Raw genomic sequence first — 19,062 nt, 5'->3', positions numbered from 1 at the left:
TCAGGCCTCCCGTCCGGCGATGGTGCGTGCTTCAATCACGGCGCGCGAAGCAGCCGCGAGGTCGGCCTCGGACACCCGATGCGCTCCTGTCCTGTCCACCGTATAGACCACGGGCCACAACTGCCGGACGGTGTCAGGGCCGCCGGTGGCGGAGTCGTCGTCGGCGGCGTCATACAGGGACTCCACGGCCACAGACAGCGCCTCGGCAGCGGTGAGGTTGGGCCGCCAGAGCTTTTTCAGGGCACCGCGCGCGAAGACGGACCCGGAGCCCACGGTGTGGTGTTCGTGCTCCTCATACCTGCCTCCCGTGACGTCGTAGGAGAACAGGCGGCCCACACCGGCGCTGGTGTCGAAGCCTGCAAACAGGGGCACCACGGCCAGGCCCTGAAGGGCCATCGGGAGGTTGCCCCTGATCATGGCCCCCAGCCGGTTGGCCTTGCCTTCGAGGCTGAGCTGGGTTCCTTCAATTTTTTCGTAGTGCTCAAGTTCAACCTGGAAGAGACGCGTCAGGTCAATTGCTATGCCTGCTGTTCCGGCAATGCCAAGCACAGAGAAGTGGTCTGCCGGAAAGACCTTCTCGATGTGCCTGCTGGCAATGATGTTGCCCATGGTGGCGCGCCTGTCGCCCGCCATGAGGACACCACCGCCATAACTCATGGCAACGATGGTGGTGGCGTGTGGAACCTGCACCGGGACAGCCGTGGACGTGCCACCCTGGAGGGACCGGCTAAAGGGCAATAGCTCGGGCCGGTCCCGTTGCAGGTGCTCCGTAAAGGACGAGGTGGCGTTGGCGGCTACCTGGTTGGCGGTTGATTCCTGCACTCATCACTCCTTGAACGTGGTACTTCAACGTCGGTACAGATTCCGGCCGTCCGCGGCTTCCGCCACCTTCGGGGGTCCGGGTTACTGGCCGCCCTTTTGCACGAATGCCCGGACGAACTCCTCGGCGTTGGATTCCAGGACGCCGTCGATTTCGTCGAGCAGGTCGTCCACGCCTTCGGTCGATGCCGAAGCCTGGGCCTCGGGCGGTGCCGGTGGTGCCTCGGGGATGTCGTCCTCGACCTGGCTGTCACGTGACTGAGGCTGCTGCTGCTCCTGGCCTGCCATTGGTTTCCCTCCTTCTTCCTCCGGTGGATCCGGCGGATCCTCCGATATGCCCATCCTGCCACGGGACGGGCGTTCCGGCGCGGTTTATGCCGCAGGCGGAGTGCTGTTGTGTCCGAGCAGTTCCCCAAGGAACGGTCCCGCTTCCCGGTAGCGCTCGAACAACGCTCCGGTGAGGGCTTTGGTTCCCCTGAGGGGTTCCCTGGTGGGCACCCGTTGAAGCCGTCCGTAGCCCGGCACGTCGAAGATGACCGAATCCCAGCTTGCGCCAACTACATCCTTGCCAAAGCTGCTGATGCATTTGCCTCGGAAGAAGGCGCGGGTGTCGGCGGGGGGCTCTGTCACCGCAGCGGCAATGGCGGCATCCTCCACCACGCGCTGCATGCGGTTCCTGGACAACAGGCGGTAGTAGAGGCCCTTCTCCGGCCTGATGTCGGCCCACTGGAGATCCACCAGGCCAAGCCGGGCGTCGTTCCATTCCAGTCCATCGCGCTGCCGGTAGCCGTCAAGCAGCGTAAGTTTAGCCAGCCATTCCACGGAAGTGGCAGCGGAAGCCCTGTCAGTGTCCAGTTGGGTGAGAACGGAAGCCCACCGTTCCAGAACGTCATGGGTGTGCCCGTCACCGTCCAGGGCGTCGCCCACGCCGGTGTCCTGGGCCAGCTTGGCCGCGGCCTCGTGGTACATCCACTGAATGTCCAGGGCTGTGACCCGCCGTCCGTCCAGCAGGCGCAGCTTTGCGGTCAGCGAGGTATCGTGGCTGACCGTTTTGAGTGCCGCGACGGGCTCGTAGACCTCGATTTTGGGAGCCAGCCCTGCCTCGATGAGGCTAAGGACCATGGCCGTGGTACCGAACTTGAGATAGTTGGACACCTGGCTGAGATTGGCGTCACCGATGATGACGTGGAGGCGCCGGTACTTGTCGGCGGTGGAATGGGGTTCATCCCTGGTGTTGATGATGGGCCTGCGGATGGTGGTCTCCAGGCCCACCTCGGCCTCGAAGAAGTCCGCCCGCTGGCTGACCTGGAAGCCGGGCGTTGAGCTGTCCTGTCCTATCCCCAGCCGGCCGGCGCCGCACACCACCTGCCGGCTCACAAAGAAGGGCGTGAGCCCGCGGACAATGTCGCCGAAAGGGACAGACCGGGGCATGAGGTAGTTCTCGTGGGAACCGTAGGACACGGACTTGTTATCCGTGTTGTTCTTGTAGAGGTTGACCGGCGGGAGGGCGGGATCCGCGGCCAGCCGGCGGACGGCAGCGAGCCCCACCAGGTCGCCGGCAGCATCCCACGCCACCGCGTCCCGCGGGTTGGTGACCTCGGGGCTTGAATACTCGGGATGGGCGTGGTCGACGTACAAGCGGGCACCGTTGCCAAGGACCATGTTCATCAGCAGGGTCCCGGACTCGTCCTGGCCGTCCAGCTCGAGTTCCTCACGGCCGTAGGCCAGGGCCACCGCCTCAGCATCAAGCACGGGCGGCTGGTCGGTCAGCTGGCTGGGGTGTGCAGCGCCACGGTCCACGGTCCAGCCCCGGGCATCGTGCAGGGGCTCTTCATCGGTGTAGTCCCAGCGGGTTTCGGCACCGCCGGCCGCCCGCTGCCTGGTGACCTGGGCATAGGCCTGCACCACCCGGGCACTCATCATGGTGGCATTTGCCGAGGGAGCGGAGGGAGCGTGGATGCCGTACTCCGTTTCCGCCCCCATAACCCGCATGGCCCCGCCGACGGGGAGTGATTCCCCGGCGGCAGGTCCCTTTGCATCCGTCATAGATACTGCCCCGTGGTTGGCATCGTCTCGATGGACTTGCCTGGCTCCTGCCCGGCCTTGCCCTGGACGATGGTACGGATATAGGTGATCCGTTCGCCCTTCTTGCCGGAGATGCGTGCCCAGTCGTCGGGGTTGGTGGTGTTCGGCATGTCCTCGTGTTCGCGGAATTCATCCACCACCGCACGCAGCAGGTGCTCGATGCGGAGCCCCTTCTGGTGCGTGGTCAGCAGGTCCTTGATGGCGTACTTCTTGGCCCGGTCCACCACGTTCTGCACCACGGCGCCCGAGTTGAAATCCTTGAAGTACAGCATCTCGGTGTCGCCGTTGGCATAGGTGACCTCGAGGAACTCGTTGGACTTGTCCGTGGAGTACATGGCTTCAACGGTGCGCTGGACCATGGCGTCAACCGTGGCCTGGATGTCTCCGTTGTGTTCAGCGAGGTCCGACTCGTGGAACGGCAGGTCCGTGGTGATGTATTTGTTGAAGATGTCTGCAGCGGCTTCCGCGTCGGGACGCTGGATTTTGACTTTCACATCCAGCCGGCCGGGCCGGAGGATGGCGGGGTCGATCATGTCCTCGCGGTTGGATGCACCGATGACGATGACGTTGTCGAGGCGTTCCACGCCGTCGATCTCACTGAGGAGCTGGGGCACGATGGTGGTTTCGACGTCGGAGGAGATTCCGGTGCCTCGGGTGCGGAACAGGGAGTCCATTTCGTCGAAGAACACCACGACGGGGCTGCCGTCCGAGGCCTTTTCCCGGGCGCGGGAGAAGATCAGGCGGATGTGCCGTTCTGTTTCACCCACGTACTTGTCAAGGAGTTCAGGCCCCTTGATGTTCAGGAAGTAACTCTTCAGGTCCACGTTCCCGGACCGTTCGGCGGCGCGGGCAGCGAGGGAGTTGGCGACGGCCTTGGCGATAAGGGTCTTGCCGCAGCCCGGAGGACCGTACAGCAGGATTCCCTTGGGGGCCTTCAGCCCGTGTTCACGGTAGAGGTCGGGGTGCAGGAACGGCAGTTCGACTGCGTCCCTGATTTGCTCGATCTGGGGACCAAGGCCGCCGATGTCCTCGTAGGTGATGTCCGGAACTTCTTCGAGCACCAGGTTCTCCACCTCGGAGCGCGGCACCTTCTCAAGGGCATAGCCGGTCCGGGAATCGACGGAGAGGGCATCACCGACCCTGAGCTTCTCGGCTTGGAGCGCACCGGAAAGCCGGACCACGCGTTCCTCGTCGGCCCGGCCAACCACCAGGGCCCGGTCACGCCCCAGCATCTCCTTCAGGGTGGCAAGCTCGCCGGCGCGTTCATAGCCGAGTCCTGCGACGATCAGGAGTGCTTCGTTGAGCAGTACCTCCTGGCCAACCGCCAGTTGGTTGACGTTTACCAAGGGGCTGATGCCCACCCGCATCTTCCGCCCGGCGTTGAAGATATCCACCGATTCCTCGGTGGAAGCCTGGCCGCTGTTGCCCGGGGAAGGCTGCCGCTTCGGATTGATCTGGAGGATGGTGCCGAAGCTGTACGGCGGCTGCCCTTCCTGGTCCAGGGCATTTTTCAGCCGGAGAATCTCCGCCTTGGCCGTCTCAAGCATGCTGACCAGCTTGGTGTTGTTCTGCGTCGCCGCTGCCAGCTGGCGGTCGATGTGCCTGAGCTTGTCCCGAAGTATGTTGACCTGGCGGTCAGCAACCGAGAGGTCGTTGGCGGCAGACTGCTCTGCCGGTGTACGTCCGGAGTCCTGGTTTGGTGTCTCCATGATGTATCAGCCCCTTCCTGCGCTTCTCTTAAAGACATTAGTCCCAAGATGCCGGGTAGGGATGGAGACTCCCGAAATGTGGACTAGTTCGTAACCTCGGGCGTGTCCACCACGTTCGTTCCCGCGATGGCGTCCCGGGCCGCGCGCCGCAGCTTCTTGTCAGATACTGCCCGCTCCCCTACTGCGCCGGGAGTCCAGGCATTGACGTCCTCTTCGTTGAATTCGGTCTTGGACGGCCGGCGCTTGACCGAGATGCCGGTGACGCCGTCGGCGAGACGCCGGGTGACCAGCAGGAATCCGGTGTGGGCCACCATGCGGTGGTCCGGCCGGACCGCCAGCCCTTCCAGGTGCCATCCGCGGACCAGCGATTCCCAGGCGTCGGGTTCAGTGAAGCGGCCGTCCGCACGGATGGCTTCGGCCGTTCGGGAGAGCTGTGTGACGGTTGCTACGTAATTGATCCAGACGCCGCCGGGGGCAAGGACGGTGGCGACGGCGTCGAGGCATTCCCAGGGTGCCAGCATGTCCAGGACCACGCGGTCCACGGAGCCGGGCTCTTCAGCCTTGACCACTTCCTCCTGGAAGTCGCCGAGGGAAATCTGCCAGGCAGGGTGCGGGCCGCCGAAAATGGTCTCCACATTTCCACGGGCGATGTCGGCGAACTCTTCGCGCCGCTCGAAGGAGTGCAGGTAGCCGTGGTCGCCCACGGCGCGGAGCAGGGAGATGGACAGGGCGCCGGAGCCGACGCCTGCCTCCACCACGCGTGCGCCGGGGAAGATATCCGCCATGGTGACGATCTGCCCTGCATCCTTGGGATACACGACGGCGGCACCGCGAGGCATGGACAGCACGAAGTCGGAGAGCAACGGGCGGAGGGTCTGGTACTGCTGGCCAACATTGTTCACCACAACGGAGCCGTCCACCTTGCCGATGATCTCGTCGTGGTTGAGGAAGCCCCGGTGGGTGTGGAAGGCGCCCCCGCGCTCAAGCGTGATGGTATTCATGCGGCCGCGTTCGTCGGTGAGCTGGACACGCTCGCCTTCGCGGAAGGGGCCGCGGCGACGTGCAGCTCCCACCGGCTGCGAGCCGCCGGCTGGAGCACCGGCCTGCGCTGCTCCCGTGGCGTCGTTGACCGCAGTTTCGCTGCTCATGATGTTCCTCGCTCCTGTAAACCCTTTGTGCCGCAGCCAAAGTCCCAGGGAAACCGGGGCTTTGCGGCGGCAATGCACGACCGGCAGGTAACTCTACCGGTTCTGCCCCTGCGGGTGCTTATCGTTGCGCTGCCTCTTTCCGGTGATGGCCGCCAGGACAACGTCCTGGGTCAGCAGCCCGGTGACCCCGCCGTTGTGGTCCACCACTGCATAGTGGCGTCCCTCAACCTGCGATAGGAACTGGATCAGCTCCTGCCCTTTGGACCATTCGGGGACATAGGCGCCGGCAGCCAGGGGAAAAGAAATAGCGGTGACGGGGGTTGAATCAGCGGCTGCCCCGGGCACCGATGCCAGCGCACCGGGGTCCACAACGCCCTGCGGCCGGCCGTCGGGCGCGCACACCACCACGGACTTTGTTCCGGCAGCCGCCAGGCGGAGGGCCTCGCGGACGGTGCCACTGGCAGGTATGCCCACGGCCGGCGTCGACAATCCCGCTGCGCTGACCAGTGGGAGCCGTGCCCGCAGCGTGCCCTGCTGGATGGAAGCAGAGGCACCCATCCAGAGGAATCCGCCCACCAGCACCGTGATCATGAGGAGGCTGAAGTCCGGCTCCTCGCCGGCGAGGTACGGGCGAAGGAGGAACCAGTAGGCAATCGCCAGGACGATGATGCGCCCGCCCCAGCCGGCGGCCACGGTTCCTTTCGCCTGGCTGCCGGTGGCCTTCCATACGATGGACTCGACCAGGCGGCCACCGTCCAGCGGCAGGCCTGGCAGGACGTTGAAGACGGCGATCAGGAAATTGGCCCACATGAAGATGTTGGTCAGGATCTCCGCGACACTTCCCAGGCTGTTGGTGCCCAGCAGCAGCCAGGCCCCGCCGGCGAGGAAGAAATTGGCTGCCGGGCCGGCCAGCGCCACCAGTACGGACCGGCCGGGCGAAGCTGTGAAGCTTTCGAATTGCGTGTGCCCGCCCCAGAGGTTGAGGACGATTTTTTGCGTGGGCCATCCGTAGATTTTGGCGGTGAGGGCGTGGGCGAGTTCGTGCACCAGCACGGAAATCAGGAGCAGGACGGCGTACGCGAACGCCACGATATAGGCGCTCATGCCGAGCATGGGATTGTTCCGCGCCAGAACTGGCCCGTAGGCGATGACTGTGAAGGCTGCGATCACGAACCACGAGTAGGCAAGAACGACCGGAACGCCGGCAATGCGTCCCAGCGGGATCCCTTCACGTCGCCCTGTCGTGGCCGGGGTTCCGGGTTCCGTACCCTGTTGAGTGCCCGGTTCAGCCACGGGAGTCACCGACGGCCGCGGCGGCGGGCCGGGTTGCCCCCGCCTCCAACAGCAGGGCTTCGAGCTCTACCAGGCCGCGGCCGGACAGCGAGTCCCAAAGCGCATACCTGCCGTCGTCCGGCAATGGAACGATGTGCGGAACAGCCACGGTGGTGACGCCGGAGGCGACGGCCGCGGCAACGCCGGGGACGGAATCCTCAAGGGCTACGCAGTGGTGGATTCCGAGATCAGGGTCGCGTTCCTGCAGCATTTCGACGGCGGTCAGGTACGCCTCCGGGTGTGGCTTGCCTTGGGTAACAGTGTCGCCGGTGACCAGGACTTCAAAGTAGGGGCGGGGCAGGCTGGCCACCACTTCCCGGGCCAGCGGCCCCTCGGACATGGTGACCAGGGCGCAGCGCACGCCGGCCAGGTGCAGTTCCTCGAGGAGTTCACGGGCGCCCGGTCGCCATGGCACCTGCTGCTGGACGCTGCTGATGACCTGGGCCGTCAGGGAATCGATGATCTCGCGGATTCCGAGCTCGACGCCGGCCTGCTGGAGCAGGCCCGCGGAGAACGTCAGTGACTGGCCCACCAGTTGCATTGCCTGGTCATGGCTCCAGGTCCCGCCATGGGCTTCCACCAAGGCATGCTCGGCGGCGATCCAGTATGGCTCGGTGTCCACGATGGTCCCGTCCATGTCCCAGAGGACGGCTTTGAGCGGGGAACCGGCGGCAGGATTTCGCATGCAGCCAGTCTACGGGGCGGGGCTGGGCGGAGGCTGTGGGCTACGCCCTTGGCGAATATGAAGCAGGCCTGGTGCACTTTGCGCCGTTTACCGGCGTTTTGCGGCGCTTCATTCCATGCGCGAGTGTCCACCTTGGACGTAGGGTGAAGAAATGAATAGCTTCGAGGGAGACACCGCCGAACAAGGTGCCGGACCCGAGCGGGAACGGTTCCTGCAGCCGGTGGCTGACGGACAGCGCGTAACCGTAATGCTTGCCGCCTTCGAGGGGTGGAACGACGCCGGAGAAGCGGCCAGCGATTCGCTGCGGTACCTGAACAAGTTGTGGGGTGGCAAGAAGGTGGCATCGATCGATGCCGATGAGTATTACGACTTCCAGTTTACGCGCCCCACCGTCCGCAGGAACGCTGCCGGTGAACGCAAGATCAAATGGCCCTCCACGAGAATCTATAAGGCCAGCGCGCCCAACTCCAATGTGGATGTGATCTTCGTTCAGGGGACCGAGCCGTCCTATAAGTGGCGCGCCTACACCGCTGAGCTGCTGGTCCATGCGGAGGCTCTGAACGTGGACTACGTGGTGCTGGTGGGGGCGCTGCTGGCCGATGTCCCGCACAGCCGCCCCATCCCGGTCAGCACGTCATCCGATGATGCCCAGCTTCGGGAACGCATGAACCTGGAAGCGTCACAGTACGAAGGCCCCGTGGGCATCGTGGGGGTCCTGTCCGAGGTGGCGCTGCTGGCCGGAATACCGACCGTATCGCTGTGGGCCGCGGTGCCGCACTATGTGGCACAGGCGCCCTCGCCCAAGGCACAGCTCGCCCTCCTGCACCGCATCGAGGAGCTCCTGCAGGTGCCGCTGGATACCCAGGAGCTGGCGGAGGAAGCGGACGCCTGGGAGCGTGGCGTGGACGAATTGGCCACCGAGGACCCGGAAATTGCCGCCTACGTACGCCAACTGGAGGAAGCCAAGGACACCGCCGACCTGCCCGAGGCCAGCGGGGAGTCCATTGCCCGCGAGTTTGAGCGCTACTTGAAGCGGCGGGGCCAGGACCGGCCCTGACGCGGGAGAGACGTTAACAGGAAGGAGGCGGGGCCGAGAGAAATCCTGGCCCCGCCCCCGACGCTTCTATGTTTGTCAAGCGGGTGGAAAGTGGGCGCGGGTGCTGACCACCGGCTCGCCCTCTCCCCCGGGCGTTTTTTGCGTGCTGCCGGAGCATTGCGGAGCTGTGCCCGGCGAAGCGGGCACGTGCGATCCGCAGGACAGCAGCAGAAAACAGAAAAGCGCTTTTACAGCCCGAGCGAAGCGAGGACGGTGCAGTAGACCTGGGCGCTGGCCAAATGAGGCCGGAAAGCGGAGTCTTCGAGCAGCGCGTGGTTTTTCGGTCTAGGTTGTGGTGCTCTGGCGTGCGGCGCGGGCTTACTGGTGGCGGTAGAGCGTTGCGCTGCTCCAGACAACGAGACGGGCAGCGTCCTCGGCGGTGCGGCCTTTGGCGCGGGCGTCCCGGGCGATCGCGAGTTTGTCCGCGATGACGGCCGGGTCGGCCGAAGCGTGTGCCGTTCTGGCGTGCTGCGGCGATGCCGACATTGACGCGCTCGACGATGAGCTCGCGTTCATACTCGGCAAGAGTTGCGAGCATGTTCAGCATTAGCCGGCCGGTCGAGGTTGCCGGGTCGATGCCATCGGAGATGGAAAGGACCTGAACACCGCGGCCGGGCAGCAGGGCCACCGTGTTCAGCACGTCGATGAGCGACCGGCCCAGCCGGTCGACCCGCCACACAACAACGGTGTCACCCTCCTCGGCATACTCGAGGAGCCTCTTCATTCCGGGCCGCTCAATCGCCGTCTTGCTTCCGGACGTCACGTCAGCGAAGACATCGCGTTTTTGCACACCGGCAGCGACCAACGCATCCAGCTGGAGCTGGGCGTCTTGGCTGGAAGTACTGACGCGGGTGTAACCCAGTAGCCTCACACGGCAATTCTGACTCGAAAAAGCCCCGATGCACCTGCGGCGAGACGATTTACCGCGAGACGCCTTTACGAGACGACGGGTACGCGGCTATTCCGACTGCTGGCGCGGCCGTCGCTGGCCCTCTCGAGACCCGGGGCCAGTGTCTTGAAATGCTGTAGTTTTCCGGACAAGAGTTGGAAACTTCAGACCGACCTGGAGAGCCGTGCCACAAACCCGGTCACTTCCGACCGGGCGATCATCCAGGCGTCAGCAAGGGGTAGGAAACCAAGTTTCTCAATTCCTAGATATGATCGACACGCCAACTGATGCTAGGACACATACTCCGAAAGCCGCACAGTCCTGGTACTTCGCCCAACCAACTTTCCAATCCTCACGCAATCAGCAGGAATCATCGTGGACGAACACCTTCTACTTATGCGCCGGTAGACTCTTTTGAACTAATTCAATAAACAAGGCAAGATCCTTGCCGTTCTGACCGTAGTCAAACAGTGTCGTTTTCAGCCTAGGCCGACAACTCGCCTGCGCCACAGTGCCCTCGGCGTCCTCCATAAGCCTCACTTCTATGACTTCCCCCCACGTCCAAAAGTTGCCCCGCACATAGACTCGCAGTCCTATGGGCCCCTCCTCCATCCGACTGAATCTGCCGTTGCTGTGAACTACCGAGCGAATTCGATCGGTGACAGCATCAGGTTCGATATTGACGCGGAATGACTTATGCGCTTCAACACCCCTGTATTCAATACCAGCTTTCGCAGCTATCGCCTTCGACTTCCTCGTTCGTGTAGCCATAACCGGGCCTAGAATAATTACTACGAGGAGGCAGATTGCGAGGACCATCAGGAAAGGAAATCCCCAAACAGGTATGGATGGAGCCTCGGCGCGAACAGTAACAGCATCGAAAAAGTTTGGCATTTCAGCGCGCCCACTCGAACCCTGGCGTGCGGCAAATAAAATTCCCATAAACAATTGATGTCATTGCCATCCGACTACCCCCGATAACAGCGCCTGCCACAGCTCCACCTGCCAGCCCGAATAGGACGCCGACTGGATTTGCGCTTGAAGCGCCCGCAGCTGCACCCATGACGGCTCCTACCAGTGCACCAATGGCCATGCCTCGGAAGAAGCCATTGGTGATTTTTTGTTGCACGCAATCGTCGGCAGCATCCAGGCCAGTCGGATCCGTCATATTGCAGGGATTTGCTTGAGCATAGGCGTATCGGTTTTGTTCTTGTCCGGAGGGGTCGGGTTGGGTGAAGCGGCCGCGGGCGGGGTGGTAGTAGCGGGCTCCGAATTTGATGCGGTTGCTGGTGGTGTCGTTGTAGCCGCCGGCGTAGGTCCAGGGGTTGGTGGCGGCACTGGTTCCGGTGGTGCCGGTGTCTTCTCCCCAGGAGTCGTAGCTGTAGGTGGCGGCTTTGGCTTGGGCGCTGTCGGTGAGCAGGATGGTCGAGCCGAGAGCGTCGGTGGTGTAGTAGTAGCTTGCCCCGCCGCTGGTGCGCATGCTGATCAGCGTACCTCCGGGGTCCGGGATGAACGAAGTGGTCCCGCTTGTCCTGGTCTGCTGGGTGACGCCCAGAGAGCCGTTCAGGAACGAGGTGCTGCCGGCGGTGAGGCGTTCGTCGTTTCGGGTTCCGGCGTAGGTGTAGTTCGTTACCGTGGAGCCGTTCGTGCCGGCTGTGAATTGGTTGAAGACGTTGTAGGTCAGGTTTGAGGCGGAGCCGCCATCGATGAAGTTGCCGTTCGCGTCATAGGAGTACTTGGTGGCTCCCGTGGTCGGGGTGGAGCAGTTCCCGTTGGTGGGTCCGTACCAGCAGAGCTGGTCCGCGGCGTTGTGGGTGGAATAGCTGGTGGCGGTCCCGGTCTTGGCGGCGGTGAGTCGGTTGCTGTTGGCGTCGTAGGTCCAGAATTCGGTAACCGTGCCGGTGACAGCGGAGGTGAGCCGGTTGAGTTTGTCGTATCCGTAGGTGGTGACCGCTCCGGTGTCGGTGGTCATGGTCTTGCGCTGCGCACCGTCTTTCGTACCGTTGAGGGTGTAGGTGTAGGCCCGCTTGGCCAAGACCGTGTTGCCGGTGTTGGTCGCGGTGATGGCCGTGATCTTGCCTGCACCGTCGTAGGTGGTGGTGTTCCTGACCCCGTTAGGGTATTTGGTGCCGGTACGGCGGTTGGCTTTGTCGTAGTCGAAGCCCGTGCATTTGGTGCCGTTCGGGAACACCAGAGTGGCTGGGCAGGAGCCGCCAGGTTCGGCCAGGGCAGTCAGCCGATTCGCCCCGTCATACCGGTACGTCACGGTCCCGAGCGGGTCGACGTAAGTCAGGACGTTCGATGCCCCGTCGTAGGTGACGGTGGTGGTGACCCCGCCGATGGTCTTGCCGGTGGGCCGGTTCTGGGCGTCCCACGTGTACGTGGTGGTGCCGGCTGCATCGACCCTGGTGGTGAGGTTCCCGGCGTTGTCATAGGTGTAGGTGACGCAGGTCGCCGGAACGCAAGTCGCGGCGTAGCGGATCTGGGTGATCCGGTCGTTGTTGTCGTAGGTGAAGGTCGCGGTCTGGTTCTTGCCATCCTTGGCTGTGGTGACCCTGCCTGCCGCGTCATAGGTGTACGTCGTGGCCCCGAGCGGGGCGGGCGGGGCGACCGTGGCCGGGTTTCCAGCCGCGTCGTAGTTGTAGGTTGTTTGGTTGCCGTTCCCGTCCGTGGAGCGGCATAGTGACCCGGGCTTGGCGCCACAGATCGTCCCTGCAGCGTCCCCCTGGTAGTACTTCCGGGGTGTGCCTCCGAGGTTGTCAGGGGTCAGGATCGCCGACGGGTTTTTGGTGTTCGGGTCGTACTGGATGGTGCTGGTGTTGCCCTCACTGGTCGTGGAAGTGTCAGGGCGGTAGTTCAGCAGCGGGTCCCCGACCGCCGTGGGGTAGGTGAAGGACACATCCCCGCCGGTGCCCGTGGAACCGGCCAGCGGGGAGGTGATCTTCGTCAGGGAATTAGTGGCGTTGTACGCCGCGGAGGTGGTCTGGCCCAGACCATTGGTGATGGTCAGCCGGTTGTCGTGGCCGTCAAAGGTGGCCGAGGAATTGTTCCCGTTCGGGTCGGTGCTCGTCAGGACGCGGGTTTTGCTCGCGTCCAGGGTGTAGGTGGTTTGTTTGCTGTTCGGGTCGGCCAGGTAGGACAGGCTTCCGTCTGTGTTGTGCGTCAAGGTCCAGGTCGCGGCCGCGGCTGATCCTTGCCCGTAGGTGATGGTGTTGACCCACCCGTCCGTGGCGTAGGCGAGGGCGGTGATGTTCGTGCGGCCGTCGGTGAAGGAGCTCAGTTTCCCGTTGGTGTAGGCGAACGTGGTTATGGCGCCGGTGGCGTCGGTGATCTTGGACATCCGTCCCTCACCTCCGCCGTATTCGATGCTCACGGTGCGGTTCAGTGAGTTGTCCGTGATCGCGGAGGGCTGGTTAAGGTTCCTCGTGTCGTTGTAGACGTAAGAGGCTGTCCGGCCCTGGGTGTCGGTCGTCTGCGTCAGCCGGCCGTTGCCGTATGTATAGGTCACGGTGTTCGGGTTCGTGCTGTTCGCATCGACGGACCGGACCAGGGCGAAGTTGGTCCCGTCGTCCTGGTAGACGTTGGTGATCCCGCTGTCGTTTAACCGCAGCCAATACTCAGTGGTGGAGATTTTCGTCAGGGACGCGTTCAGCTCCGGCGCCATCGCGTACACGCCTCCAGTGTTCGCGAAGGTGTACCAGCCACCGTCCGGGGCCGTGTAGATCATGTTCCCCGTTGCGGGATCGGTTCGTAGGGCTGTTTCCAGCCGGCCCATGGACAAGGTTGGGCGGTGGTCGTACTTCGAGTTGTATCGCCATGCGACGTTCATGTCCTGCCCGACACCCCTGATACTGAAGAGCCGTCCGGTCAGCACCGTGTTGCCGCTGGTCGGGTTGATAGCGAGTTTGGCCGAGTCGGTCAGGGTGTGCGAAACCATCGAGGCCTTGCCGCGCGACCCTGACTCCGTCCCGTTCACCGTGACCGGGGGCAGGAGGTTCGCGTTGCTGAACCAGCCCTGCGAATCAATCACGACGTGCACCGGGCTGGCGCCCTCGTTGTAGATCTTCACCGTCCCCGTGATCGCACTGGGCCGGACCACCACATTGTTCGAGACCGGATCCGCGGAGTAGTTCACAGTGCTCAGGTTCGGCTCGGGCTCATCCGCAGGCCAGACCCGCAGGAACCCGACCCCTACCGAGTTCTGCGGGGTCACATTCAAGACGACACCTGCAAGATTCGTCGACGCAGCGGGCAGGCCGCCGACCCCCGGCGATCTGAACCTCGATCCTGCCATAGGCCGGGATCGGGCTGCTCGTCAGTCTTGAATCGTAGAGCCTGGATTCCACGGTAGTGAAGGCGCTGTTCGATACCTGCCCATCGAAGTAGCCCTGGATATCGACAATCACGTGCACACCAACGGCGTACGCGTAGTGCTTGATATCCACCACACCGGCAGAGTTGAGGTTCAACACCGCTGCCACTGCTGTGGTCTCATTTCTCCGGAAGTTCACCGATGTCCCAGCTCCACCGCCGGCGTCGAAGCCACCCCCGGGAAGCGTCTCAAGAATAGGGTCGGCAGTAGTGTCAGTGCTCACGACAGTGATGTTCGCGAAAACAGCCGTCGCCGTGTCCGGGACCCCGCCTTTGCCCTTTAAAGTCAGGCTCTTCACTCCCGTGCCCGTCCAGAGACCTGCAGGATAGCCGGTACCGTCACGGGTATCGATCACCCTGGAGGTCGGGACCGAGACGAAACCGCCCGGCGCGGGGGTGTCCCCCGCCGTGAAATAACCCTGCACGTCCACCATGAACTGCTGCGACGTGGAGGCAATCAGGGCAAGCTTCCCGTCCGTTCCCACTGCGACAATGGCGGAATTGGAAACAGTGTCTCCCGTCCCTGAAAACAGCACGGTCGTCTCGCGCTGCCTCCCCGTATTGGGGACCACCTGCGCGGCACTGGCACCGGTACTGTTCACCACCGTCAATGACACCAGCACAGCGTCCACACCCGTGGTGGGGACACCACCGGCCCCCAGGATCTGGAACGGGTACCAGGTATCGGGCGTCAACGGCCCCGTGATCCCGCCCAACCCTGTCCTCGTATCCACAACCCGGCCCTGCACCGGCACGAACACGCCCGCCTGCACCGAAGGAGTCGACTGCATGGGAGCCAACGATGGAGCCTGCACAGAGGCTGGAGCAACAGGGGCAGAACCCGCAATCTCAGGAACGGCGAAAGCGGGCGCACTCAGCCCAGCGATCGTAATGCCGAAAGCAACAACAGCGGTGATGGCAGCCCTGATGGCGAGAAAACCAACCGAGACAGGCCTAAAAACGGCAGAACGAATCGAGCCCTGAACAGTAGACATCCCCCACGAACTTTCTACGAACAGATCCGCGGCAATCCCCAGTTCCCGAAAGCCCGACCCCCCCCAACGAGTGATGCCCCGACGCTAAACCCACCCAACTCCAAGCGGCAACGATCCTGATCAAAACCTTGGACAAACCTGCGGAAGGGCCCCTCATCGTTCCAGAGAACCGTGCCTAGCTTTCGTATACTGGCGCGTTGCACTGGCTTAGCAATGCCTGGAAGTTCGGAGGACTCCCTCGCACGGGGCCGAGAATCCTAGGTGATGCGCTAGGTGTGCTCCTGTTCCAGGCAAGGGGCTGCCCCGGCAGTGTGGGATGGGGCCGGTTCCGCGGTGGCGTACAGGGTGTTGAGTTGGCGGTAGAGGGTTCGGGCGATGTAACGCTAGAGGGACCTCCGGACCTCGCGGGTAGCTGCGGCCTTCTTGAGTGCGTTTGGTGACGTAGTCCCTGTTCCGGGATCGTGGACCATCCGTGTCATCGTGATGGTGTGCAAGGCCCGATTGAGGCGCCTATCACCGCCCCGGTTGAGCCTGTGCCGGACAGTGTTACCGCTCGAAGCTGGCAAGGGACTCACCCCGGCCAGGGAGGCGAAGGCAGCTTCACTGCGAACCCTTCCCGGACGCGACCAGACTGTCACGCAGTAGCGACCGTGACAGCCCCGGCGCCCACCATCTCCAACAACGGTGCAGCGGGGCTTTGCTGGATCAAATCTGTCATGCGCTTCTGGTTCACAGCCAGCTGAGTGGTCACTTCCAGAACGCGGCGCGCCAACCGAACTGCTTCCTCCCGGGGGCGTCGAAGCCCTGGAGCCCGATGCCTTAGAGCCGGATGCCCAGGAGGGCGTCCACCGCATCCTTAACCAGGGCGCGGTCTGCGGGGCTGGCAGCAGCACCGCCGTCGTTCGCGGACCGTGCCCAGCGCGAGACAGCGCCAACCGCTGCCGGCGCGTTGAGGTCCGCCGCCAGTGCCTCACGCATTTCGGCCAGCAGGGCCTGGCCCGAACCTTCCGGAGCGTGGTCGAGCGCCTTCCGCCAGGCTGCCAGGTCCGCCTTGGCAGCAGTGAAGCCTTCGTCCGTCCACGACCAGTCGGACCGGTAGTGGTGGGCAAGGATTGCGAGGCGGATGGCTGCCGGGTCTTCACCGGCGGCGCGAAGCTTGGAGACCAGCACCAGGTTGCCCTTGGATTTGCTCATCTTCTCCCCGTCGAGCCCTACCATCCCCGCATGCGCGTAGTGCCGGGCAAGCGGCACCTCCGCCAGGGAGTAGGCATGGCCGGCCCCCATCTCGTGGTGCGGGAAGATCAGGTCCGAACCGCCACCCTGCACCGTGAAGGGCGACGGCAGGTACTTCTGGGCAATGACGGTGCACTCGATATGCCAGCCGGGCCTGCCTGCGCCCAGGCTGCCACCGGGCCAGCTCGGCTCGCCCTGCCGTTCCACTCGCCACAGCAGCGGATCAAGGGCCTGCCGCTTCCCGGCACGGCCGGGGTCCCCGCCACGCTCGGCGAAAAGCTCCAGCATTTCGCTTTCACCAAGGTGGGAAATGCATCCCAGGGCCCAGGCGTCCGGTGCCGTTGACTGCTTGCCGGCCGCTTCGACGTCGTAATAGACATCTCCGTCGGGTTCCCCGTTGGTGCCGGCGACCCGATACGCGAGGCCCAGGCTGACCAGCCTTTCCACCTCGGGCACAATCAGGCCGATGGATTCGACCGCGCCCACATAGTGGTCCGGCGCCAGCACATTCAGGGCCTCCATGTCTGTCTGGAAGAGCTGCACCTGTTCGGCGGCGAGGTCCCGCCAGTCGACGCCGGTGGCGGTGGCGCGTTCCAGCAGGGGGTCATCCACATCCGTCACGTTCTGGACGTAGGAGACGTCGCCGCCGGCGTCGCGCCACGCGCGGTTCAACAGGTCAAAGGCCACATAACTGGCGGCGTGGCCCATGTGGGTTGCATCGTATGGCGTGATGCCGCAGACGTACATGGATGGCCTGGCTTCCCGTTCCAGCGCCACTTCGCGGCCTGCCGCAGTATCGAACAGCTGCAGGGCGGGCATGTTTCCGGGCAGGGCAGGAACGGGGCGGGAAGTCCAGGATTTCACAAGCCAAGCCTAGTCCTAGGCGCTGATGACCCCGAAACCGAGCAGGAGGTACAGGGCCAGTCCCAGGAAGATCCGGTACCAGACAAAAAGCCGGTAGCTGCGGGTGGACACGAACTTCAGGAACCAGCCAATGATGACGTAGCCCACTACCAGTGCGATGACGGTGGCGAGGGCGGTTTCCGGCAGGCCAAACGGACCGGAGATGCCCTCCTTGGTCACCACCTTGTACAGCTGGTAGAGCCCGCTGCCGAAGACCGCGGGGATGGCGAGCAGGAATGAGTACCGCGCCGCAGCTTCACGGGTGTACCCCATCAGCAGGCCGGCGGTGATGGTGCCCCCGGAACGGGAGACGCCGGGAATCAGGGCCAGGGCCTGCGCCAGCCCGTAGAGGATGCCGTGCTTGTAGGTCAGGTGGGTAAGGTCCCGTTTCTGGGTGCCCACGGCGTCGGCCACAGCGAGGAAGAGTCCGAAGACGATCAGCATGGTGGCCACGATCCACATGCTGCGGAGCACGGATTCGATTTGGTCCTGGAAAAGCAGGCCCAGCACGATGATGGGAAGGCTGCCCAGGATCACCAGCCAGCCCATGCGGGCATCGGGATCGTGCCGCGGCACCCTGCCCCTGAGGGAACCTGCCCAGGCTTTGACGATGCGCACGATGTCGCGCCAGAAAAAGATCAGGACGGCGGTCTCAGTGCCGAGCTGGGTGATGGCCGTAAACGCCGCGCCCGGGTCCTCCGCGTTGGGGAGGAACTCCCCCACGATCCGCAGGTGTGCGCTCGATGAAATAGGTAGAAATTCGGTCAGTCCCTGCACTAGGCCCAGCAGGGCCGCTTCAAACCAGTTCACGCTAAGACCCTACGGCATGGCAGGAGGGCATCTGCCCGTAAGCTTGCTGCTATGCAGCAGCGTTACGTGGGGAACAGTGGATTGCGAGTCTCTGCCCTCTCCCTGGGCACCCGGTCCTGGGGCGGGGAAACTGATGAACAGGACGCGTCCGAGCTGCTGCGTACTTTCCTTGACGCCGGCGGCCGGCACGTGGACACCTCGGCGTCCTACGCGGGCGGGGGCTCGGAGGCGATCCTTGGCTCGCTCCTGGGTGATGTTGTGTCCCGGACTGAGATTTCCATCTCCACCAAAGCGGGGATGACGACGCCGGACGGGCGCCGTGCGGTGGACACGTCACGCAACGCAATGCTCACCGGACTTGACGCGAGCCTGGCCAGGTTGGGCACCGACTATGTAGACCTCTGGTTTGCCGAGGCGTGGGATGGCAATGTTCCCCTCGATGAAACGCTGGCTGCGCTGGAATTCGCGGTACGGACCGGGCGGGCGCGGTACGCCGGAATTTCGAACTTCAAGGGCTGGCAGGCGGCGAAGGCCGCGGCCACCAGCAGTGTGCCGTTGGTGGCTGTCCAGGCCGAATATTCCTTCCTTGAGCGGACTGCAGAGGCGGAACTGATCCCGGCAGCCGAGGACGCCGGGATGGGCCTGATGGCCTGGGCTCCGCTGGGCAGGGGTGTCCTTACCGGGAAATACCGGGGCGGCATTCCCGGAGGATCACGCGCGGCGTCGGCCAGCGAAGCGGCCTATGTGGAGCCTTACCTGGAGGAGAAGCCATCGCGCATCGTTGATGCCGTGTGCATGGCGGCCAACGGCCTGGGCCGGAGCCCGCAGGATGTCTCGCTGTCATGGCTGCTGTCACAGCAGGGAGTTGCCACCGCCATTGTGGGCGCCCGCACACCTGTGCAGTTGAAGGAGATCCTCGACGTCCAGCCCGCGCCGCTGCCGCCGCAGATTGCGCGCGCCCTGGAGGATGTTTCCGCCTTTTAGAGC

15 protein-coding genes and 1 pseudogene are annotated in these 19,062 nt (G+C 63.9%); 2 read left to right on the top strand and 14 right to left on the bottom strand.

All coding sequences use genetic code 11. The annotated features are described in order from the left end of the window. From prcB to ASG86_RS11205, 7 genes are all read right to left on the bottom strand, one after another. The gene (gene prcB, locus ASG86_RS11235; protein ID WP_056333914.1) at positions 1-822 is read right to left on the bottom strand and encodes a proteasome subunit beta; all 822 of its coding nucleotides are present in this window, start codon (positions 820-822) and stop codon (positions 1-3) included. A gap of 81 nt (positions 823-903) precedes the next feature. Then, positions 904-1,107: a ubiquitin-like protein Pup gene (locus ASG86_RS11230; protein WP_018761343.1), complete on the bottom strand. Its 204-nt coding sequence runs from the start codon at positions 1,105-1,107 to the stop codon at positions 904-906. A gap of 84 nt (positions 1,108-1,191) precedes the next feature. Further along, positions 1,192-2,865, bottom strand: a complete 1,674-nt coding sequence (dop, locus tag ASG86_RS11225; RefSeq protein WP_056333910.1) for a depupylase/deamidase Dop — start codon at positions 2,863-2,865, stop codon at positions 1,192-1,194. Then, a complete protein-coding gene (gene arc / locus ASG86_RS11220) occupies positions 2,862-4,613 on the bottom strand; it encodes a proteasome ATPase (RefSeq protein ID WP_056333908.1) in 1,752 nt (583 codons plus the stop codon). Before arc ends, dop begins: the two co-directional genes overlap by 4 nt. A gap of 83 nt (positions 4,614-4,696) precedes the next feature. Continuing rightward, positions 4,697-5,761 (bottom strand): tRNA (adenine-N1)-methyltransferase, encoded by a 1,065-nt coding sequence (locus ASG86_RS11215; protein ID WP_056333904.1) that lies wholly within the window; start codon positions 5,759-5,761, stop codon positions 4,697-4,699. A 93-nt stretch (positions 5,762-5,854) separates the two neighbouring features. Beyond that, on the bottom strand, positions 5,855-7,054 hold the full coding sequence (locus tag ASG86_RS11210) for a site-2 protease family protein (RefSeq protein WP_056334033.1): 1,200 nt from the start codon (positions 7,052-7,054) through the stop codon (positions 5,855-5,857). Then, positions 7,047-7,730: an HAD family hydrolase gene (locus ASG86_RS11205; RefSeq protein ID WP_440151918.1), complete on the bottom strand. Its 684-nt coding sequence runs from the start codon at positions 7,728-7,730 to the stop codon at positions 7,047-7,049. The genes ASG86_RS11210 and ASG86_RS11205 overlap by 8 nt, the downstream gene beginning before the upstream one ends. Positions 7,731-7,929: 199 nt before the next feature. Between ASG86_RS11205 and ASG86_RS11200 the strand changes: the two genes are divergently transcribed. Next, positions 7,930-8,835: a PAC2 family protein gene (locus ASG86_RS11200; RefSeq protein WP_056333897.1), complete on the top strand. Its 906-nt coding sequence runs from the start codon at positions 7,930-7,932 to the stop codon at positions 8,833-8,835. 357 nt (positions 8,836-9,192) lie between these two features. On the opposite strand, the pseudogene ASG86_RS11195 reads toward ASG86_RS11200, so the two are convergent. The 7 genes and pseudogenes from ASG86_RS11195 to ASG86_RS11170 form a co-directional block, all read right to left on the bottom strand. Next, positions 9,193-9,745 (bottom strand): annotated as a pseudogene (locus ASG86_RS11195) (recombinase family protein). 408 nt (positions 9,746-10,153) lie between these two features. Continuing rightward, positions 10,154-10,582: a hypothetical protein gene (locus ASG86_RS20540; RefSeq protein ID WP_156386175.1), complete on the bottom strand. Its 429-nt coding sequence runs from the start codon at positions 10,580-10,582 to the stop codon at positions 10,154-10,156. 76 nt (positions 10,583-10,658) lie between these two features. Beyond that, a complete protein-coding gene (locus ASG86_RS11185) occupies positions 10,659-13,976 on the bottom strand; it encodes an RHS repeat-associated core domain-containing protein (RefSeq protein WP_056333891.1) in 3,318 nt (1,105 codons plus the stop codon). After that, on the bottom strand, positions 13,921-14,925 hold the full coding sequence (locus ASG86_RS11180) for a hypothetical protein (RefSeq protein WP_056333888.1): 1,005 nt from the start codon (positions 14,923-14,925) through the stop codon (positions 13,921-13,923). Before ASG86_RS11180 ends, ASG86_RS11185 begins: the two co-directional genes overlap by 56 nt. A 587-nt stretch (positions 14,926-15,512) precedes the next feature. Then, entirely contained in the window at positions 15,513-15,983 is a 471-nt protein-coding gene (locus ASG86_RS21210; protein WP_082566762.1) for a transposase, read from the bottom strand. Continuing rightward, positions 15,949-17,226, bottom strand: a complete 1,278-nt coding sequence (gene mshC, locus ASG86_RS11175; protein WP_056333885.1) for a cysteine--1-D-myo-inosityl 2-amino-2-deoxy-alpha-D-glucopyranoside ligase — start codon at positions 17,224-17,226, stop codon at positions 15,949-15,951. The genes ASG86_RS21210 and mshC overlap by 35 nt, the downstream gene beginning before the upstream one ends. Before the next feature lie 15 nt (positions 17,227-17,241). Next, positions 17,242-18,075: an undecaprenyl-diphosphate phosphatase gene (locus tag ASG86_RS11170; RefSeq protein WP_056333882.1), complete on the bottom strand. Its 834-nt coding sequence runs from the start codon at positions 18,073-18,075 to the stop codon at positions 17,242-17,244. A gap of 51 nt (positions 18,076-18,126) precedes the next feature. Between ASG86_RS11170 and ASG86_RS11165 the strand changes: the two genes are divergently transcribed. Continuing rightward, on the top strand, positions 18,127-19,059 hold the full coding sequence (locus ASG86_RS11165) for an aldo/keto reductase (RefSeq protein WP_056333879.1): 933 nt from the start codon (positions 18,127-18,129) through the stop codon (positions 19,057-19,059). Positions 19,060-19,062: the final 3 nt, after the last annotated feature.

It is taken from the genome of Arthrobacter sp. Soil764 (genome assembly GCF_001428075.1).
In the GTDB taxonomy this organism is placed as follows: domain Bacteria; phylum Actinomycetota; class Actinomycetes; order Actinomycetales; family Micrococcaceae; genus Arthrobacter.
Note: the sequence above shows the minus strand (reverse complement) of the source record. Positions and strands in the feature narration are given on the sequence as shown.